Source organism: Streptomyces sp. YS415, assembly GCF_023544665.1.
In the GTDB taxonomy this organism is placed as follows: Bacteria; Actinomycetota; Actinomycetes; order Streptomycetales; family Streptomycetaceae; genus Streptomyces.
The window spans coordinates 1-16,579 of the sequence record NZ_JAMJFL010000048.1; the positions used below are offsets into that span (position 1 = coordinate 1).

At 69.0% G+C, this 16,579-nt stretch carries 20 protein-coding genes; 5 read left to right on the top strand and 15 right to left on the bottom strand.

The annotated features are described in order from the left end of the window. The first annotated feature begins 106 nt into the window (after positions 1 to 106). The gene (locus M8H82_RS34190; protein WP_250079242.1) at positions 107 to 268 is read left to right on the top strand and encodes a hypothetical protein; all 162 of its coding nucleotides are present in this window, start codon (positions 107 to 109) and stop codon (positions 266 to 268) included. Here M8H82_RS34190 and M8H82_RS34195 read toward each other — a convergent pair whose 3' ends face one another. The 14 genes from M8H82_RS34195 to M8H82_RS34260 all read right to left on the bottom strand — a co-directional run bounded on the left by M8H82_RS34195 (position 269) and on the right by M8H82_RS34260 (position 11,793). Then, positions 269 to 457 (bottom strand): hypothetical protein, encoded by a 189-nt coding sequence (locus tag M8H82_RS34195; protein WP_250079244.1) that lies wholly within the window; start codon positions 455 to 457, stop codon positions 269 to 271. Positions 458 to 532: 75 nt separating this feature from the next. After that, positions 533 to 2,674: a chromosome segregation protein ParM gene (locus M8H82_RS34200; protein ID WP_250079246.1), complete on the bottom strand. Its 2,142-nt coding sequence runs from the start codon at positions 2,672 to 2,674 to the stop codon at positions 533 to 535. Positions 2,675 to 2,758: 84 nt separating this feature from the next. Further along, the gene (locus M8H82_RS34205) at positions 2,759 to 3,178 is read right to left on the bottom strand and encodes a conjugal transfer protein TraB (protein WP_250079248.1); all 420 of its coding nucleotides are present in this window, start codon (positions 3,176 to 3,178) and stop codon (positions 2,759 to 2,761) included. Between the two features lie 20 nt (positions 3,179 to 3,198). Then, complete coding sequence (locus tag M8H82_RS34210) at positions 3,199 to 4,950, bottom strand: ATP/GTP-binding protein (protein WP_250079249.1); 1,752 nt, start codon at positions 4,948 to 4,950, stop codon at positions 3,199 to 3,201. A gap of 549 nt (positions 4,951 to 5,499) precedes the next feature. Beyond that, complete coding sequence (locus tag M8H82_RS34215; protein WP_250079251.1) at positions 5,500 to 5,808, bottom strand: hypothetical protein; 309 nt, start codon at positions 5,806 to 5,808, stop codon at positions 5,500 to 5,502. Continuing rightward, on the bottom strand, positions 5,805 to 6,278 hold the full coding sequence (locus M8H82_RS34220) for a hypothetical protein (RefSeq protein WP_250079253.1): 474 nt from the start codon (positions 6,276 to 6,278) through the stop codon (positions 5,805 to 5,807). Before M8H82_RS34220 ends, M8H82_RS34215 begins: the two co-directional genes overlap by 4 nt. Positions 6,279 to 6,393: 115 nt before the next feature. Beyond that, positions 6,394 to 8,580, bottom strand: a complete 2,187-nt coding sequence (locus tag M8H82_RS34225; protein ID WP_250079256.1) for a hypothetical protein — start codon at positions 8,578 to 8,580, stop codon at positions 6,394 to 6,396. A gap of 56 nt (positions 8,581 to 8,636) precedes the next feature. Continuing rightward, complete coding sequence (locus M8H82_RS34230; RefSeq protein WP_250079258.1) at positions 8,637 to 9,002, bottom strand: hypothetical protein; 366 nt, start codon at positions 9,000 to 9,002, stop codon at positions 8,637 to 8,639. Positions 9,003 to 9,108: 106 nt separating this feature from the next. Further along, a complete protein-coding gene (locus tag M8H82_RS34235; protein ID WP_284049699.1) occupies positions 9,109 to 9,300 on the bottom strand; it encodes a DUF5999 family protein in 192 nt (63 codons plus the stop codon). A 199-nt stretch (positions 9,301 to 9,499) separates the two neighbouring features. After that, complete coding sequence (locus M8H82_RS34240; protein ID WP_250079262.1) at positions 9,500 to 9,649, bottom strand: hypothetical protein; 150 nt, start codon at positions 9,647 to 9,649, stop codon at positions 9,500 to 9,502. A 102-nt stretch (positions 9,650 to 9,751) separates the two neighbouring features. Next, positions 9,752 to 10,015: a WhiB family transcriptional regulator gene (locus M8H82_RS34245; protein ID WP_250079264.1), complete on the bottom strand. Its 264-nt coding sequence runs from the start codon at positions 10,013 to 10,015 to the stop codon at positions 9,752 to 9,754. Beyond that, positions 10,015 to 10,326 (bottom strand): hypothetical protein, encoded by a 312-nt coding sequence (locus tag M8H82_RS34250; RefSeq protein WP_250079266.1) that lies wholly within the window; start codon positions 10,324 to 10,326, stop codon positions 10,015 to 10,017. Before M8H82_RS34250 ends, M8H82_RS34245 begins: the two co-directional genes overlap by 1 nt. Before the next feature lie 158 nt (positions 10,327 to 10,484). Next, positions 10,485 to 11,147 (bottom strand): hypothetical protein, encoded by a 663-nt coding sequence (locus M8H82_RS34255; RefSeq protein WP_250079269.1) that lies wholly within the window; start codon positions 11,145 to 11,147, stop codon positions 10,485 to 10,487. Between the two features lie 259 nt (positions 11,148 to 11,406). Further along, positions 11,407 to 11,793, bottom strand: a complete 387-nt coding sequence (locus M8H82_RS34260) for a hypothetical protein (protein WP_250079271.1) — start codon at positions 11,791 to 11,793, stop codon at positions 11,407 to 11,409. Between the two features lie 239 nt (positions 11,794 to 12,032). On the opposite strand from M8H82_RS34260, the gene M8H82_RS34265 reads away from it, so the two are divergent. Further along, complete coding sequence (locus M8H82_RS34265; protein WP_250079273.1) at positions 12,033 to 12,791, top strand: GntR family transcriptional regulator; 759 nt, start codon at positions 12,033 to 12,035, stop codon at positions 12,789 to 12,791. A 104-nt stretch (positions 12,792 to 12,895) separates the two neighbouring features. Here M8H82_RS34265 and M8H82_RS34270 read toward each other — a convergent pair whose 3' ends face one another. Then, positions 12,896 to 13,210, bottom strand: a complete 315-nt coding sequence (locus M8H82_RS34270; RefSeq protein WP_250079274.1) for a hypothetical protein — start codon at positions 13,208 to 13,210, stop codon at positions 12,896 to 12,898. A 154-nt stretch (positions 13,211 to 13,364) separates the two neighbouring features. Between M8H82_RS34270 and M8H82_RS34275 the strand changes: the two genes are divergently transcribed. From M8H82_RS34275 to M8H82_RS34285, 3 genes are read left to right on the top strand one after another with little or no spacing between them, the layout of a single operon-like run. Beyond that, the gene (locus M8H82_RS34275; protein WP_250079276.1) at positions 13,365 to 15,053 is read left to right on the top strand and encodes a helix-turn-helix transcriptional regulator; all 1,689 of its coding nucleotides are present in this window, start codon (positions 13,365 to 13,367) and stop codon (positions 15,051 to 15,053) included. Between the two features lie 43 nt (positions 15,054 to 15,096). Further along, positions 15,097 to 16,080: an asparaginase gene (locus M8H82_RS34280; RefSeq protein WP_250079277.1), complete on the top strand. Its 984-nt coding sequence runs from the start codon at positions 15,097 to 15,099 to the stop codon at positions 16,078 to 16,080. Positions 16,081 to 16,106: 26 nt separating this feature from the next. Beyond that, positions 16,107 to 16,568 (top strand): PPC domain-containing DNA-binding protein, encoded by a 462-nt coding sequence (locus tag M8H82_RS34285; RefSeq protein ID WP_250079279.1) that lies wholly within the window; start codon positions 16,107 to 16,109, stop codon positions 16,566 to 16,568. Positions 16,569 to 16,579 lie beyond the last annotated feature (11 nt).

The following is a 16,579-nucleotide window of genomic DNA, read 5'->3' on the forward strand; positions in this document are numbered from 1 at the left end:
GGGCGGCGCACTTCGGCGTGTGTATAGCGGGGGAGTGGGCGTTTGGGTGTCGGCGCACCCGCGTCCCGGGCATCCTCGGACCATCAGGCAGGGGGAAGGGGATGGAGTGGAGTTCGTCTTCGAGTGCGGGTGGTGCGACGGGGACAACTACTTCGTGGGCAAGCAGGTCGGCATCTGGGTCGACAAGTGGGAAGTGCCCGCGGAGTGGGACTGCCGTTTCTGCGACGGGCTCAACTACACCCCGGACCCGCCGTGGACGGAGGCGTAGTCAGAGGCTGGAGATCAGTCCGGCGAGCGAGGCGAGGCCGCTGTTGATGGCCGGGGCCAGGCCGGTCGCGGCGAGGGCGAAGCCGAACAGGGTGCAGGCCAACATGGAGCCGACGCGGACGTATCCGCCCTTGACCAGCACGGTGACGATGACGCCCAGCAGCACGGCGGTAGAGATGGACAGGGCCACAGTGGGTGGTGCTCCTTTACAGAGGTCGGTGGGCCGGCCGCGCTCCGACGGGTCGGCCCGGGTAGGTGGGTGTGGTCAGGCGTCGGTGAGGCTCTTGATGGCCTCCAGTGCCTGGCGGGGAGAGGTGACCTTCGGCTCGGCGCGGCGGCCGCTCTTGGAGCTACGCCCGCCTCCGCCCTTGCCGCCGCCTCCGCGTCGGCGGGGCTTGCCGTCGCCGTCGTCGTCCTCGTCGGGCTCGGGCCAAAACTCGCCGGGCCGCGGCTCGGGCTCGCTCCAGTCGAACCACAGGCCGCGCTTGTCCAGCTCGCTGATCTCGTGGTCGGTGAGCCGGTTGACCTCGCTGGGGAACAGCTCGGCCAGGTCGGTGTCGAAGTCCACGTACAGCGCCTTCATCAGGACGGCCCGCCCGTTGTCGAGAACCACGACCGCGACACCGCCGGTGGAGACACCGTTCTCGGGTTCGGCCTCTCCGGCCATGGCCCGCTCGATCGCACTGCCCTCCTTGGGGGCGTAGCGGGCGGGGATGGTCGGGACGTCGTAGGCGTTCTCCATGGTGCCCTCCGCCGCCTTGCGGGTGGCGCCGGGCGAACCCATGTTGAAGATGACCGGCCTCGAGTTCTGCCGAAGGTTGTCCTTCATCTCCGTGGAGAAGCCGTTGTGCGCGAATGGGCTCTGTCCGGCCGGGTTGAAGCCGATGCCGTATTTGAGGCCCATGACGGTCAGGGCGTCGCCGTCGGCCTGGATGAACTCGCCGTACTGGGGGTCCTGGCTCGCGGTCATGAACTCATCGGCGTAGACGTTGAGCTGCTTGTAGGGGCAGCGCGGGTCGCCGGGCTTGTAGTCGTGCGGCTTGCCGTCGTGCGCCCACGGCATCTCCGCCCGGATCTCGCACAGGGCCTTGGCCGCGCGCAGCTGGCGGGCCATGTAGATCGGGCTGATGCCCTGGCGGTCGATGTACTCACCGAGGGCGGTCGTCTTCTCGTCCTTGAAGCATGAGGACAGCCAGACGATCTGTCCCGCGTTGGATTCGGCCACCATGGTGACGGCGAAGAACTGCGTCTTGCCGCCGCGGGTGACACCGAGGACCAGGCCGTGCTTGGCGGCGTTCTTGTCGCGCTGGAACACGAAGTTGTGCACCGGCTGGCCGGTGATGCTGAACCCGCACACGTACATGCCCTTGGCGTCCGGGGTGAGCAGCTCACGGGTGGCGGAGAACGTCGGGGACAGCGGCGGGGTGTCGAACACGCTGATCAGGAACTCAGCTCCTTCAGACAGCACGAAGACACGGCTGTCGTCCTCGGGCAGGTCCAGGGCACGGCAGACCTTGGGCAAGTCAATGCGGGGAGTGTCGGTGGAGTCGGTCATCCTCGCCCGGTAGAACGTCACGCCACGCTCCACGTCGCGGATCTTGTAGAGCAGCTCGGAGCCGGGGGCGCCGCCCTTAGGGCTCCCGACCCGATCCATCCACTTCTCCTGGTCGGTCGGCCGGGTGCGGCGCCGGGCGTTGGCGTCGGGGGTGATGCGGGCCTCCATCCAGCCGGGGCCGCCCTGGCAACCGGGCTGGACAGCAACTTCCGCCAGGACGACGTCGCTGGAGTGCACGCCGAACGGCGCGGCGACCGCGGCCTCCGACAGGCCGGTGATCGGCCGTCCGGTTTCCGAGGCGCGCAGCAGGATCGTCATGTCGTGCCGCATGCCGGGGTGCCGGGTGGCCTTGACGATGTGCGTGCGGCCGGGCATCCCGGCCTGCTCCCACAGCACCCGGGCGTCGCGGGTGAGCACGTCGGCGCCGTCGTCCGGCATGACGGGGGGCGGCTCCGGAGCCACAGCGGGCGCCAACTGCGGGGCCCGGGCGGCGACGGCGGGGCGGTGTCCGCGGCGGGTGTGCCGGGAGAACGGCATCACCAGGTAGCCGGCCGCCGCCCATCCGGCGGCGAGCAGTCCGTCCAGCCAGTACGGGCCGAAGCCGCCTGTGTGCCCGGCGGCGACGTCGACGGCGGCGGCCAGGACCAGCGGGGACCAGCGCAGGATCTTGCGCCCGGCGCCCGGCTCGTCGCTTCTGCCGGCGAGGATCCAGCCGCCGACGCCGGCGGCGCCCGCCAGCTGCACGACCGTGTTGACGGGGCTATCGGGGTAGACATTGGGGGCCACGGCCAGCACGGGCGCGGCGAGGGTGTAGGCGAGGCGTTCGAGCGCGACACTGCGCGGCGTGGTCACCGGTGGTCTCCTTCGGCAAACGGGCACGGGCGGCCCCGCGATGTCTGCGGGGCCGCCCGTGGCGGGGTGAGTGGGGGAGCGGGGTCAGCGGTTGAAGAAACCCGGCCTGGGCGTCTTCTCGCGCCGCTTGGAGCGGATGTCGTCCAACGCGCCGTAGAGCTTGGCGTGGGCACGCCGGGTCTCGTGGGTGAGGTCGGCGGTCTCCTGAGCGGTGTCGGACAACTTGCGGACCTCGCGGGAGGCACCGACCAGGGCGAGGGCCACGTTGACGGTCAGGCGCACGAACTTCGCATCCAGGCCGGCGTTTTCGATGTCGGTGGTGACGTCCTCGGTGTGGCCGGCGTTGCGCTCCATGCTGCGGTGGAGGTCCTCGAGTTCGAGGGCTGCGTCGTCCATGGCCTTGCCGAGCTTGTCCAGCTTGGCCTGGACGGCCTTGTACCGGTTGTCGTCGTCGGCCACAACGGGCGCCGCGCTGGCGCTGCGGGGTGTGAGATCGCTGCTCATCAGCGGGTTTCCTCCAGGGCCTAGTCGTGGTGGGCGGCGGCCGACGCGTGGGTGAGGCCGGCGTCTTCCTTGGCTGCCATGTCCTCGCCGTAGACGCGGGCGACCATCGCGGCGGCAAGCTTGGCGGCCTCCTTTGCCAGGCCGCACTGCTCGGCACACCGTTCCGCCTGCCCCTTCATGCGGGCCGCGGAGTCCGCCAGGTCCTCGATCAGGTCGGTCACGGCGGTGGAGATGTTGTGGTCGGCGGCCAGGTCGGCGGCCATGTCCCGCAGGGCGTCGGCGACCTTGGCGAGGGCCTCCACCAGGGCTTCGGCACGCTCCTGGTCGGAGGCGGCCCTGATGGCGATGTTCGCCATCTCCATCAGGTACTGGTCGAACGTGATGTCGGTGCGGTGCTGGGTGCCGAGGCCGCTGTGCCCGGACGGCCTGCTGACTTGTGCGCTGCTCACGCTGCTCCCTTCCGTGCTGGCGGGCCGGCTGGTGCCGGGCCGTGCAGTGTGTTTCTCCGGCGCGGGCGGCAGGCCCTTCACGCCCCTCGTCACGGCCGCGGGCTCGTCGGGGACGATGTGCGCGTCCTCGATGTCGTCCCCCGTCGTGCCGTTGGTGCGCGGCGGGCGGGCGGGCCGGCCGGGCCACTCCACGGTGGGGGTGGAGTCCTCCTCGCCGAACGGGCTGTCCGCCGCACGGCCGCGCCGCCCGGCCCGGCCCGTACGGGCGCGACGCTTCCCGCGGGTGCGGCCTGCGCGTCGGGTGCGTCCGCGCCGTCGGGTGCGGCCCGCGCCGGTGTGCCGGCGCCGGGAACGTCGCCTCTTCTTCGGGTTGTCGGAGGAGCCGTCACCGGTGGTGGATTCCTTGTCCGACGTATCGGACGCATCTGCCGCGCCGCTGTTACCGGAGTCGGAGTCCCCGTCGGAGCCGCCGTTGGCGGTCTTCTGGCCGCTCTTGTTGTGGGTGTTCTTGTCTTTGGTCAGGTTCACCTTCGGTGTGCTGGCCTGCGCGTCGGCGCGGCGCTTGTCCCAGCGTCGCTGTGCTTCCTCCGCCAGGGCCTGACTCAAGGTGGTGCGTCCCGCGTCGGAGGCCGCTGCGGCTTCCCTCTTCGTCTTTCGTGCCGCGTCACGCTCTGCCCGCTTCGCGCGGCGGTTCTCCCATGCCTGCTGCCGGTGGGCGCGGGCCTGGTCGCGGTCCTTGGACCGGTCGGCGACACCGGCGGCGTGCCCGGCGGTGCGTCGCTCCTGCCGTCCGGCCTGCCGGGTGCTGGCGCGCTCCTGGCGGCCGCGGGCCCGCTCTGCACGGACGGTGGAGGCCGGGCCGTGCTGCGCCCGGCCGCCGTCACCCTTCGAGCCGCCGCTGCCGCTGCGGTGGGAGCTGCCAGAGCCCGTCCGAGAGCCTTTCGAGCCCCCGGACGAACCGCTGCGCCCGGAACCGGCTGCACGGCCGCCAGAGCCGGACTGAGGGCCCTTTGCACCGCCCTTGCCGCCTCCGACGCCCCCGGTCGATCCAGGGCCTGAACGACCGCCGGGGCCGCCGGAGTTGGAGCCGCGCGACGCCCCGGACCGGTTCGCTCCCGAGCCGGAGTTGGTACGGGACGGCCCGCTGCCACCACCGCCGCGGGAGGACCCGCCCCCGCCGCCGGCCTTTGAACGGCCCTTGTCCGACCCGAGGCCGGAGGCGGACGACTTTGCGTGGTCGGCGTCCGCCTTTCCGCGTGCCGCCGCCTTGTCGCTCTTCGCTTTCATCATCGCGGCGTGGAGCTTTCCGTTCTGCTCCATCATCGCGACTTCCTGCGCTGTGCGGCCCTCCAGCAGTGCAGCCTTCCGCGCTATTTCGGCCTCACGGAAAGGTGCTTCGCTCTCATGGAGCGTCCGCGCCCTTTCCAGCCGGAATTCCAGCCAGTCACCGAGACGGTCAGCGAGAGAACGAGGCTGCTCGTATTCACCCTCCTCGTATTCACCGCTCTCTTCGCCGGTTTCCGGTGCCGTAATTCCTTCGGAACGCAAGGCCGTCGACGGGTCCGGGGCAGCCGGAATCGCCGGTAGTTCCATTGTCGTCTCTTCCGGCGATTCCGGGGGAGCCGGGGGAATATCTTCCGGCGGCGGAATGGTGTCGCCGTAATCCGGGATCGGCGGTGGCACGTACGTGGAATCACCGCTCCAGGGGCCTTGGACCAAGGTCCCTGTGCCGTCCTCATCGGACACGGTGCGCCTCCCTCCTGGGACTTGACAGAGCGTGGGTTCTTGTGTGCACGCGTGTGCACGTGCACGTGTGCACGCTTTACGCGCGCGAGGCCCCGCCGGAGCCCGGCGGGGCCTCGCTGGTGACGTTCAGTGACGCGGGGGGTGCTTCGTCACGACCTGCTCCGCGTACCGCAGCAGGTCGTTCCAGATCCGTCCGTCGCCCTCCACGCGCTGGTCCATCGCCGTAATGAACAGGCGGCAGATCAGCGCGAATCCGGAGTAGACGTCGCCGCGACCGGCTTTGACGTCCTTGGCCATTCGGGATCGTGCCAGGCGGAGCCAGAATTCCATCTGCCCTGCCTCGCCGCGAGAATCGCGGGCTTTCGTCGCCTCTTCCTTCAGCCAGTTCTGCCTCCGCTGTTCGGAGCGTTCGGCGCTGCTGAGGGGGCGGTTCACGCCGACTCCCGACCCATGTCGTAAATCGACGTGGGACCACCATACCCAGCATTCTGGCCCTGCGCACCCTGCTGCGGCTGATTCGGTGCGGCCTGGAGCGACTGCGGGCTCTTCTTACGCTGCTTTTCGAGCTCCCTTTCCTTTCGCTTCCGGACGGTATTTGCGACCGTCTCATCGTGGACGCGGCGCTTGTACGCGCCTTTTTCGAGGCCCTTGGTGACGGCCTCGACGTTCTTCAGGACGTCCCTGAACGCCCTTTCCACCGGCTGCGCGCGCAGCCAGGCGTCGTAGAACCGGTCGCCCTTGACGTTGGTGTTCCGGCAGTGGACGCGGACCTCCAGGGCGAGGGTCTCCAGGTTCTTGCCGATGTCCAGCAGGACCCGCTGAACATCGGCCAGGTAACGGGCAGTTGCCTCCGGGTTCTGCGCGACGTCGCGCAGAGGGGAGTAGTGCGGGTCGGTGCTGTTCACGGCGGGGTTTCCCTCCTGGTGTACTGGTGGGGCTGTCGACTGCTTCCGGCAGTCGCAGCGAGGGCCAGCCCGATTCCCGCGGGCTGGCCCTCACTGGTGTGTGCCGGACGGTGGATCAGGTCAGGTACTTGTCCGCGTCCTCGGGACGCAGCAGGCCGGCCTCCTTCAGTAGCCGGATCGCGCGGTCCTGGTTGACGGACAGCTTGGTACGGACGCGCGAGACGGTGACGAAGCCCTTCTCGTCGCGCGGCAGGGCCTGTACGAGCGGGAGCAGTTCGGCGTCCGTACGAGCGGGCGTGGCCGTACCGGTACGCCCGGCGGTGGCGGCCGCATTGGTACGCGAGCGGTCGCCCGCCGTACCGGTACGGGCCGTCGGAACGCCGTCGGTCGGGACTGTACGGGCGGTGACCGTACTGGTACGGGTCTCGCTCGAGTACGTCGCCGTACCGGTACGGCCGGCGTGCTCCGTACTAGTACGCGCGGCCCCGTCCGGGGTGGCCTGTACGCCACTTGTACGGTCGCTGTACGCGCTGGTTACACCCGCATTCGCCGCCACCGGGGCGGTGGGGTGCAGGGTGCCGCGTACAGGCTCCGTACGAGCTGCGCCGTTGGCCGTCCGTACGGGCGACGTACCGCCTGCCGCGCCGTACGAGTCCGTACCGGACGGGCTTGTACGGGCGTGCTGCGTACCAGCCGAGCCGTCCGTACGAGCGGCCGTCCGGGCGTCCGTACTGGTACGTCCCTGCGTCGCGGTCGCCGTGTCCGTACCACCGTGTCCGTCCGCGCCAGCGTCGTCGTGCATGAGCGCGTGGACGCGCCAGATGACGGCCACGAAGATCAGCACGACGAAGGTGGTCAGCCACCACGGCGCGGAGTGCCCTTCGGGTACGAGGTGCGCCTGCTCCGACAGGTGGAAGACCACGTTGGCCGACGCCATCAGTGCGAGCGCGGCCGCGATGTCTTTCTTGGCGCGGAAGGCGGTGACGCAGTAGACGTCGATGCTGACGGGCAGCAGCGGCGCGACGTACGGGTGGATGCCGACCATGCGGGCCAGCTCGTACTCGCCGGAGGCGGCGAGACCGACGCCGGCGGCGAGTGCAATCCACGGTGCCGTCTTCCACGCCTTGCGGCTGAGGTTCTGGTGCCAGCCTTGGAAGCGGGAGGTGGCCTTCTTCGCCTCTCGGGCTTCCTCGAGTAGCCGGCGGGCGCGGGCCTCATCCGCCTGCGCCCGCTCGGTGATGCCCTTCGCCTTGCGCTCCGCCTCCGTAGTGATGCGACTCGCTTCCTTCTGGGCGGCCTCCCGCAGCTGCTGTGCGACGGTCTTGGCTTCCTCCCGCAGCCGCTCGCGCTGCGTGTCACAGGCCGCCTTGAGCCCGGCGAGTTCATCGGCGAGGGCCTTGCGCTTGGTGGCGGCCTCCGCGTCGAACTGGTCGGTGAGCTTGCGCAGCTGCTCGCGCAGCTCGGTGCGGGCCTGCTCCGCCTCGGTGTGCGCGGCGGCGACGTGAGCGTCGGCCTCGCGTCGCCGGTCGTCGGCGGCCTTGACCGCGTCCGCGTACAGCGCTTCCGCCTCAGCGCGCCGGGCGTCGTACTGGGCGGCGGCGGTGTCGGCGAGCTGGGCGAACCGCCCGCGGGCCTGTTCGACCTCGCGCTGCGCCGTGGCCACCAGTTCGTCGGCCTGCTCCTGGGCGCGGGCGAGGATCTGGCTGGCCTCGGTGCGGCGCTGGTCGACCATGGCGCTGATCTCGGTGAGGTCGGCTTCGGCCAGGCGCCGCAGCTCGGCAACCGCCGTAACCATGGCCGCACGGTCGGTCGCCGCAAGCTCGGTCAGGTCGGTGACCTGTGCGCGGGCCTCCTTCACCAGGGTCTCGGCACGGTCGCGGGCCTGCGCCAGGAGCCGGTCGGCCTCGCCGCGCGCCGCCTCCAGGTCGTGCGTCGCCGCCGCGCGCTGGGCGGTGGCCTCCTGGTCGGCGTCGGCGGTGATGCCCGCGGCGCGGGTGTGCGCCTCGGTCAGCAGCGCGGTTGCCTGCTCGTGGGTGTCGGCGACGGTGCGCGCCGCCAGGCCCTCGGCTTCCGCCTGGAGGGCGGCGGCCTGCTCGCGCGCGGTGTCGATGATGTCGGCGGCCCGGTCCCGGGCGTCCGCGACACGGACCAGTGCCTCGAGGTCCAGGCCGGTGTCCGTCTGTTCGGCCGGGGCCGGCAACGAGGCGGGGGCGGTGGAGGCAGTGGGCTGCGGAGCCGGACGGGACGTTGCCGCCGGCTTCTTGCGGGCGGTGGGCCTCTTACGGGTTCGAGTGGCGGCCACGCCGCCTCCTTCCAGGTTGATGCCGCCCCGACGGCGGCGGTTCACGGGTGGTTCGGTTAGTCGCGCTGGGCGGGCAGCTCCGGCCGCTGGTTGGCGGTCGCGTGCTGCTGGGTGAGCCAGGCGAGGGCGGCCGCGGTCATGTCGTCGGCCGCACCGTCGGTGTTCAGCGGGGCGGTGTCGATGTCGCGCATCGCGTCGATGGCGGGCAGCAGCCGCATGTAGTCCGGGTTGGCGTAGTAGATCGGGCGGCCCTTCGCCAGCGGCGTCAGGTCGTAGGTGTTGCCCAGGCAGACCCGGTCGACGCGGCAGACGAAGGTGTGGCCGGCCTGCCCGGTCCAGAACATCTCCGGATCGCGGTACAAGACGAACTCGCCCCGCTGGAACTTGATCGCGGGGGTGGTGCTCAGGGCGTTGTCGCGCACGGCAACTCCTTGGCGGGTCACGTGATCCGGACTGTCCGGCTCCCCGTCACCGCCCGACCCGGCCGCCACGGTGGTGGACGGTCGGTGCGGGCGGATCAGGCAGCCGTCAGGCCACGACCGTGAGCGGCCGGAGGGGGGCGATGACCTGGCCGTCGGGGAGCAGCTCACCGGTGTCCTCGAAGATCAGGACGCCGTTACACAGCAGGCTCCAGCCCTGCTCCGGGTGGCTGGCCACGACGGTGGCGGCCTCGCGGTCGGGGCTGTCGGCCGACGGACACTTCGGCGTGTGCGTGCACAGCGAGTCCGGCGACCGAGTGGCGCCGCTGGCGGTCGTCGCGGTGTCGAGCGGGGTGCTGGGCATGGGCTCTCCTGCGGGGAAGCGGGGCCCGAGACTCTCCCGGACCGGAGGCGTGCGAAAGGCCGGCCGCCCGTGGTGCGGGCGACCGGCCTGGTGGAACGGCATGGTGTGGGAGGGACTTGGGTTTCCCTCCTGCGGGTCAGCCTCGCGTCTGCTTCTGCTGGGCGAGGTAGGCGTCCTGGAGCCGCTCGAACGACTCCTGCAGACGCCGGCCGGTGTCGCACCGCACGTCGGGCGAGCACCTGGAACAGGTCTCACCGTGCGCACGGTTGGCGGTACTGGCCTTCATGTAGCGGTCATACAGCGACTCAGCCATGAGCGCGGCGGCCGAAGGCGTGCCGCTCGTTGGTCCGGCGAAGCGCGTCCTCCAGGCGCTTGTGGTCGACGTCCGTCATGCCGTCGCCGCCTTCCCGGCCTGGCGACGGCGGGCGACGCGGCGCTTGAGTGCGCGGCGTTCGTACTCGGACAACCCACCCCAAACACCCTCGCCCTCCCCGGACTCCAGCGCCCACTGCAGGCACTGCTCCACGACCGGACAGCGGCGGCAGACAGCCTTGGCCTCCTCGATCTGCAGAAGCGCAGGACCGGTGTTGCCGATGGGGAAGAACAGCTCAGGGTCCTCTTCACGGCAGACCGCATTATGACGCCAGTCCATCACTTCACCCCTCCGGTCGCCGTAGCCTCGCGGACCAGGTAGTCCGACGTCGTCCATGCCGAGCAGACCGCGAAGGGCTCAGCACCGGGCCGGAGCACGTCCTTCACGATCACGGCCCACTGCGCACCACGGCGTCCCAGCAGCGCTCGGGCGCGTTCCGGGTCACGGATCACCGCGAGGACCTCGAAGGCCCCGTCGACGTTCTGGTAGATCGCGCCCCGCGCGCGGGGGCCGATCTGGTCGTCGACGACCCTGCGGAGCGCTTCGACGGTCATCGGGTCGGGTTCGGCTGCGAGCGCCGAGAGTGTCATGCTGGTCTGCACAGGTCCTCCGAAATAGGTCCTGGACAGCCCCGGGGGTCTCAAGTCGCCGGGGCTGTCGCCGTATTGGCTGTCGTACGAGCAGCCACGGCCGCCCCCACCAGGGAGACAAGGTGGGGGCGTCCGTGGTCGTTCGTCGCGAGTGCGGGTCAGGCGGTGCGGGGCAGATGGTCGCGGGCGATATCGGTCATGCGGGCAGCGAGCTTGCCGCCCGTGTCGCAGAGGGCGCCGGTCTCGCACGCGGTGCAGAAGGCCCGGTGCTCACGGAAGGCTGTACGCAGCTGCCCGTAGATTGGAGTGGCCGGGGCGGCGGCGAGCTGGGCGGTCCGGCGGATCCGCTGGCGCAGCTCGATGGCGCAGGCGCAACGGCCAGCGCGGCAGCGATGGCAGTCGTTCTGGAGGTGTTCGGCGAGCTGATCGCGCAGCGTTCGAGTGGCAGCGGGCATCTGGATCGGCGCGGGCGACGCCTGCGGGCGGGGCTTGCGGATCGGGCGGCTCGTGCGGCGGCCGACGGCCGTGATCTCGGCCATGAGCAGCTTCTCGCTCCACTGATCAGGGGTGATGTCGATGTCGATGCGCTGCGCGCTGCCAGGGCAACGGCGGCCGCCGGACGGTTTCTCGCCTAAATAGCGTCGCTCGCTGCTCATCGGGACGTCGACGCCGTCGCGGTGCGGCCTGATCATCGAGCGGACGAGGCGGTGCCAGGTCTGGCAGTCCGGGCAGACCGCCATCCGGGGCTGACCGTCGCGAAGGCTGAGGTGTTCGGGCCGCATCGCGCTGGCCTTGATAGGGGTACGTCCGTTGTGGCGCATCTGGTGTCGTCTCCCTTGCTGTTGCGTTCTCCGCCGGTCAGGAACTGGCACAAGGCCCGGCTCCTGGACGACGGGCAGCGCAACGGCTGCGGGTAGCGCAACTGGCCGCTGCTCTCGGAGGACCGCGTCGTACTCGTCACCCCGGGCCGGCATGTAAGCCGGACAACCAGACGTATGAAGTTGAAAGGCTGGACCGTGAGGTCCGGCGCCCACCACCGGAACCGAGCCGCGGCACGGTGCCCATGGAAGGCGGCGGGGTTCAGGCGGCGAGCGGAGCGGAGGTCACGGTGCCGCGGAAAGCGGACACGTCCGTGGTCGCGGGGTTGAGCTGGGAGGCGTGCGGGAGGAGGACGTCGACCAGACGCTCACGGACCAGGGCGGTGACGGCCGGGTCAGTGACGATGTCGCGGGCGGCAGCCAGCCGGTTCTCGCGGGCCTCGATAGCGGCGTAGACGTCCAGGCCGTCCAGCTGCTCGTGGGCCAAGGTGCCAGCCTCGTACAGGTCGAGCGGTGTACCGAACGCCACGTCCAGGTCGACGTCGCCGAACTCCGGAAACTCCACCTCCAGCTCATCCAAGAGCGCGAGGGGCTCGCGATAGAAGGACTCGCTGACGAGGTTGGCGGTGGGGTAGCAGGCGATCCTCACGTGGAGCTCCTCTCGAAAGGGTGTGATCCGTCGGTTCAGTCGAGTAGGGCAGCGCAAAGTGATCAGAAGGTCTCCGTAGGTGACCCGTCCTGCGCTGACTCCAGTGAAGCAAATCTCTTTAAAGAGGTCAACGGTTCTCCATAGAGATTGTGAGGCCTTGCGTTGGCGCGCGAGCGTGGCTTGCTCTTTGCCTGACCCGTACGATCAGCTCTATAGAGAGATAGAGCCTGGGGAGATAGATGAGCCGCGAGTCCAGACCAGATCAGCCCAAGTACCTGCGCATCGCCGCAGAGCTGCGGGCGAGCCTGGAACGTGGTGACTACGCCCCTGGCGACCGTCTGCCAGGCGAGAACACGCTCGCCACTGACTTCGGCGTGGCATCCCTGACCATGCGCCAAGCTCTCGGCCTGCTGCGAGGCGAAGGCTTGGTGGGGTCCCGCAAGGGGTCGGGCTGGTATATCGAGGACTTCCGCCCCATTCGACGTCGTGGCATTCCCCGACTGGCGCGTGACAAGTGGGGTAGCGGCAAGACGATCTGGTCCACCGACGATGACCGCTCGCCAGACGTTGACCAGGTCACGGTTACCGAAGGAGCGGTTGCACCTCAGCACATTGCTGAGGTGCTCGACCTCGCGGAGAACGAGACCGTCTGCGTACGCAGCCGTCGATACGTCGTGGAGGGCCGACCCGTCATGCTCGCGGCGTCCTACCTCCCGCAGACCCTGGTCGCTGGATCGGCAATCACCGAGGCCAATCCGGGTCCAGGCGGGGTCTACGCCCGCCTTGCAGACCTCGGGCACGCGCCTACTCGGTTCCGTGAGGAGATCCGGGTGCGCATGCCGTCCGGGGAAGAGGTGGCGCGGCTGTCCATTCCGGCCGACAGGTCCGTCATCAAGTTGGCTCGCACCGCCCTGGATGCTGACGGACGGGCCGTTGAAGTCAACGAAATGACCATGGACTCCGCCGCGTACGTGCTCGACTACGAGTTCGACGCCTGATGAAGTCACTTCGTGACCCGGGCACGGTGGATTGCTACTCCCGCACAGGGAGCCAACCCACAGTGCCCGGCACGCAGGAAGCCGATCGCAAGAGGCCACGCGTCTCACCGGTCCCGCCGGTGAGAAGGCCTCAGCAGCGCCTTGAAGATCAAGCCTGTCACGCTGGTGCTGGCCACGGTGATGACGATGTCGCGGATTACCACCAGCAGAACCATTACGACCAAGCCGCCGGTCAAAATGACCGTAAGGCGTATGACCAGCGTGCCACGGAGGTGGCCGCGCGACTGGGTTCCTGCCATGGCTCTCGAGCAGGTGCAGTCATGTGTCGACCTCGCGCCGGTAGCCGTGAGATCGATGCTGCGGCCATGCGCGTCGGCTACACGATGCCCCGTGTCGTGGGCATGCCGAAGCTCGTTCATCTCGCCCTCCTAGAGCCGAAGTTGGGGATCCCGACTGCCGGTACTCCAGGTGTAGGCGTGATCTTGGGTGACTTCTACGGTTGCCCTGTATCCGTCCTGCGGATACAGGGACTTGGATACATATAGGGGGCTCAACGTGGGGCAGAGGCCGAAGGTGCTGACGCCGGACCAGTCTCCCCAGCACCGCCTTGGCTACATGATCCGACAGCTGCGTGAGGCGCGTGGACTGTCCATGCGGGAATTCGCCGCGAGGATGTTCGTTTCGCACTCCAAGGTGCAGCGTTGGGAGAACGGAGCCCGCCCACCTCAAGACCGAGGTGAGGTGGAGCTCATCGACCGAACGCTTGGTGCTGGTGGCTTCCTGATTGAGCTGTGGCAAGAGATCGACCAGGGTGTATCCGAGCCCAGCCATGTATCCGGTTCGGCGCCCCATGTATCCGATACACCGGTGAGTCTGGCCACGGCTCTTTCGCGCACGGCACTGTCGGACAGTGAGGGGATCTTCGTCCCTGCACGTCTCGACGATGGAACGGTGGTGCTCGTGGCACTCGATCGACGCGCGCTGTTACGCGCTGGGGTGGGCGTCGGTGCCGCTGCGGTGGCTGGGATGGGTATGCCAGCAGCTTTAGCAACCAGGGCCTCCGAGGATCCCTTCGGGTTTGCGAGAACCGCCACCGATAGCTGGTCAGGCCTTCAACTATCCCGCCCAACACCTGACCTCGGGGTCGACTGGCACGCCCTCATCCCAGGAGGCCGTTCCATGCTCGGCTCCCAACTCTCGCTCCAAGTCCACCCCGCGCGCATCGAGGGAGGCCGAGTGATCTTGTCTATCCCCAACCAGCGGCGGGCTGAGGAATTCCTGACGCGGCCGCATCGCAACCTGCTGGTCGGGGCCGTCAACACCGAGGGAGTATCTCGGTTCTACGCTCTGGACGGCCGATCGGCCCGCGGCAAGCTCGCGAGAAATGGCGGGGTGTGCGAAGTCGCCGCGCCCACGGCCTACGAACTGGATGACCTCACCTACGGCATTCTGTGGGCCGTCAGCAACTATGACGACGCGCTACAGGCCGATGACCAGCCTCTTGCCGAGACCCGCAGTGATCTCAAGGCCTACGAGCGGCTGTCCGCCTCTGCGGTCAGCCGGGAAGCTGCACCCGGGTTGAACACGGTTGCCCACATGTGGTTGGGCTCAGACTTCTGCGCTCGCCACATCCTCCGGGCGTTGCCGGATCTGCCAGCACTGCCCGCGTTCTGGACGAGGGAACAGCGCGGTGAGGAGGCCAGCGCCTGGCTAATCTTCGATCACAAGTACCCGTACCTGCGGGAAACCACGAAAGCGCTCGGCAGCACGAGTACCCGGGCGTTCTGCATCCCGGAGGAGGTGGTCCGCTCGTCTCCGAGGTACGAGCGGATCCTGCTGTTCCTGGCCGTGGCGTTGATGGAGTCGCTCGGGATCCAGGCGCAGTTCACCTCCGATCCCGCGTACGAGAGCGTTGAGGGTTTCGTCGTCTCACCCGACAAGGAAGCGGTGATCGCAAACTGGGTGAGGGGGGACGGCATGTGGCACGTCGACGTGACCGCCCGCTCCTCGGTTGTCCGCGAGTTCACGATCGCGGCGCGCGACGTCGACGCGCACTCGCTCACCGCGGCACCGACGGCTGCCGGGCGGCTACGTGCTCTGGCGCACTACGTCGATCTGCCGTGGTCCTGGTTGATCGAGCGGTGTGGCCAGCTCGCCAGGCACGGATCGTCCGGGCTGGTCCAGCCCCGCAGCCGGCTGGTCTCCGCGGCTGGCATCGACGCCGCTTGTGCGTACGTGGCCTCTCTTCCGACCGATCACTGATCCCGCACCATCACCCGCCTGGTAACGAAGGGGAAAGAAGGCCATGGCCGATAATGTCCGGCGCGTCGCAGTGATCTCGCTCGGCGGGACGATCGCGATGACCGCGCAGACCGACGGCGGCGCGACGCCGACGCTGTCGGCCGACGACCTGCTCGCCGCGGTACCGGGGCTCGCTGATACCGGCATCCATGTGGAGGTATGCGACTTCCGCCGTCTGCCCGGCGCGTCGCTGTCCTTCTTCGACCTATTGGAGCTCGCCGCGACAATCGAGACTCTCGCGGTCGACGGCGTGGTCGTCACCCAGGGGACGGACACGATCGAGGAGACCGCGTACCTCCTGGATCTCGTCACCAAGGGCGACATGCCGATCGTGGTCACCGGCGCCATGCGCAACGCGAGCATGGCGGGAGCTGACGGTCCCGCGAACGTGTTGGCTGCGATCCGCACCGCGGCCAGTACTGAAGCGCGGGGCACCGGCTGTGTGGTGGTGTTCGGGGAGGAGATCCACGCTGCCCGCTGGGTTCGCAAGACCCACGCCACGAGCCCCACCGCCTTCACCTCGTACCCCGGTCCGATCGGCTATGTCGCGGAAGAGCGCGTACGCATTCTGGCCCGCCCCGACGCGGCCCCGACGTTTACTCCCCCCAACGCCACCACTCCCGACGTCCGAACCACCGTTTTCACAGTGGGGATCGGCGACGACGGGACGCTTCTCCAGGTTCTCGGTGACCACGTCGACGGCCTGGTCGTCGCTGCGTTCGGGGCTGGCCACGTCCCAATGGCCTGCGTGGACGCCCTTACCGACCTCGCCAAGCGCATGCCGGTCGTCCTGGCCACCCGCACCGGATCCGGCCCCGTCCTACGGCGGACCTACGGATTCCCCGGCTCCGAGTCGGACCTGCTTGCCCGCGGGCTGATCTCCGGCAGCACGCTGGACCCGGTCAAGGCGCGCATTCTGCTTCAGCTACTACTGATGACCGGCGCCGACAGGGACCAGATCAATCAGACCTTCAGCATCCTCTCGTAACCGACCCAACACCCTGGGATCCCATCTTGCGCAGCTACGAACTAACCACCGGCCGGACCTTCGGCGTGACCTTCGATCACGGCGACGACTTCTTTCCCACCCTCGCCGCCTTCTGCCGCAGCCACAACGTACGGCACGGCTACATCCCCATGTTCATCGCCGGCTTCGCCGAAGCCGAGATCGTCGGCGCCTGCGAGAAGCTCGAGAACCCCGAGGCACCCGTCTGGAGCAAGGTCCACTTGACCGGAGTAGAGGCAATGGGCTGTGGAACGCTCGCGTACGACGCTGAGACAGACAGAGTCCTGCCGCACGTCCACACCTCGTTGGGGGAGAAGGCGCGATCGGCCACCGGCCACACAAGCCACCTGCTCAGCGCTCGTGTCCAGTTCCTTGTCGAGATGCTCGTAGTCGAAGTCACCGCACCGGTGATGACCCGGCCCAAAAACCCCGACCTTTACGACGTACCCCTGCTGACCTTCGACGCGTGACAGCTGTCTGG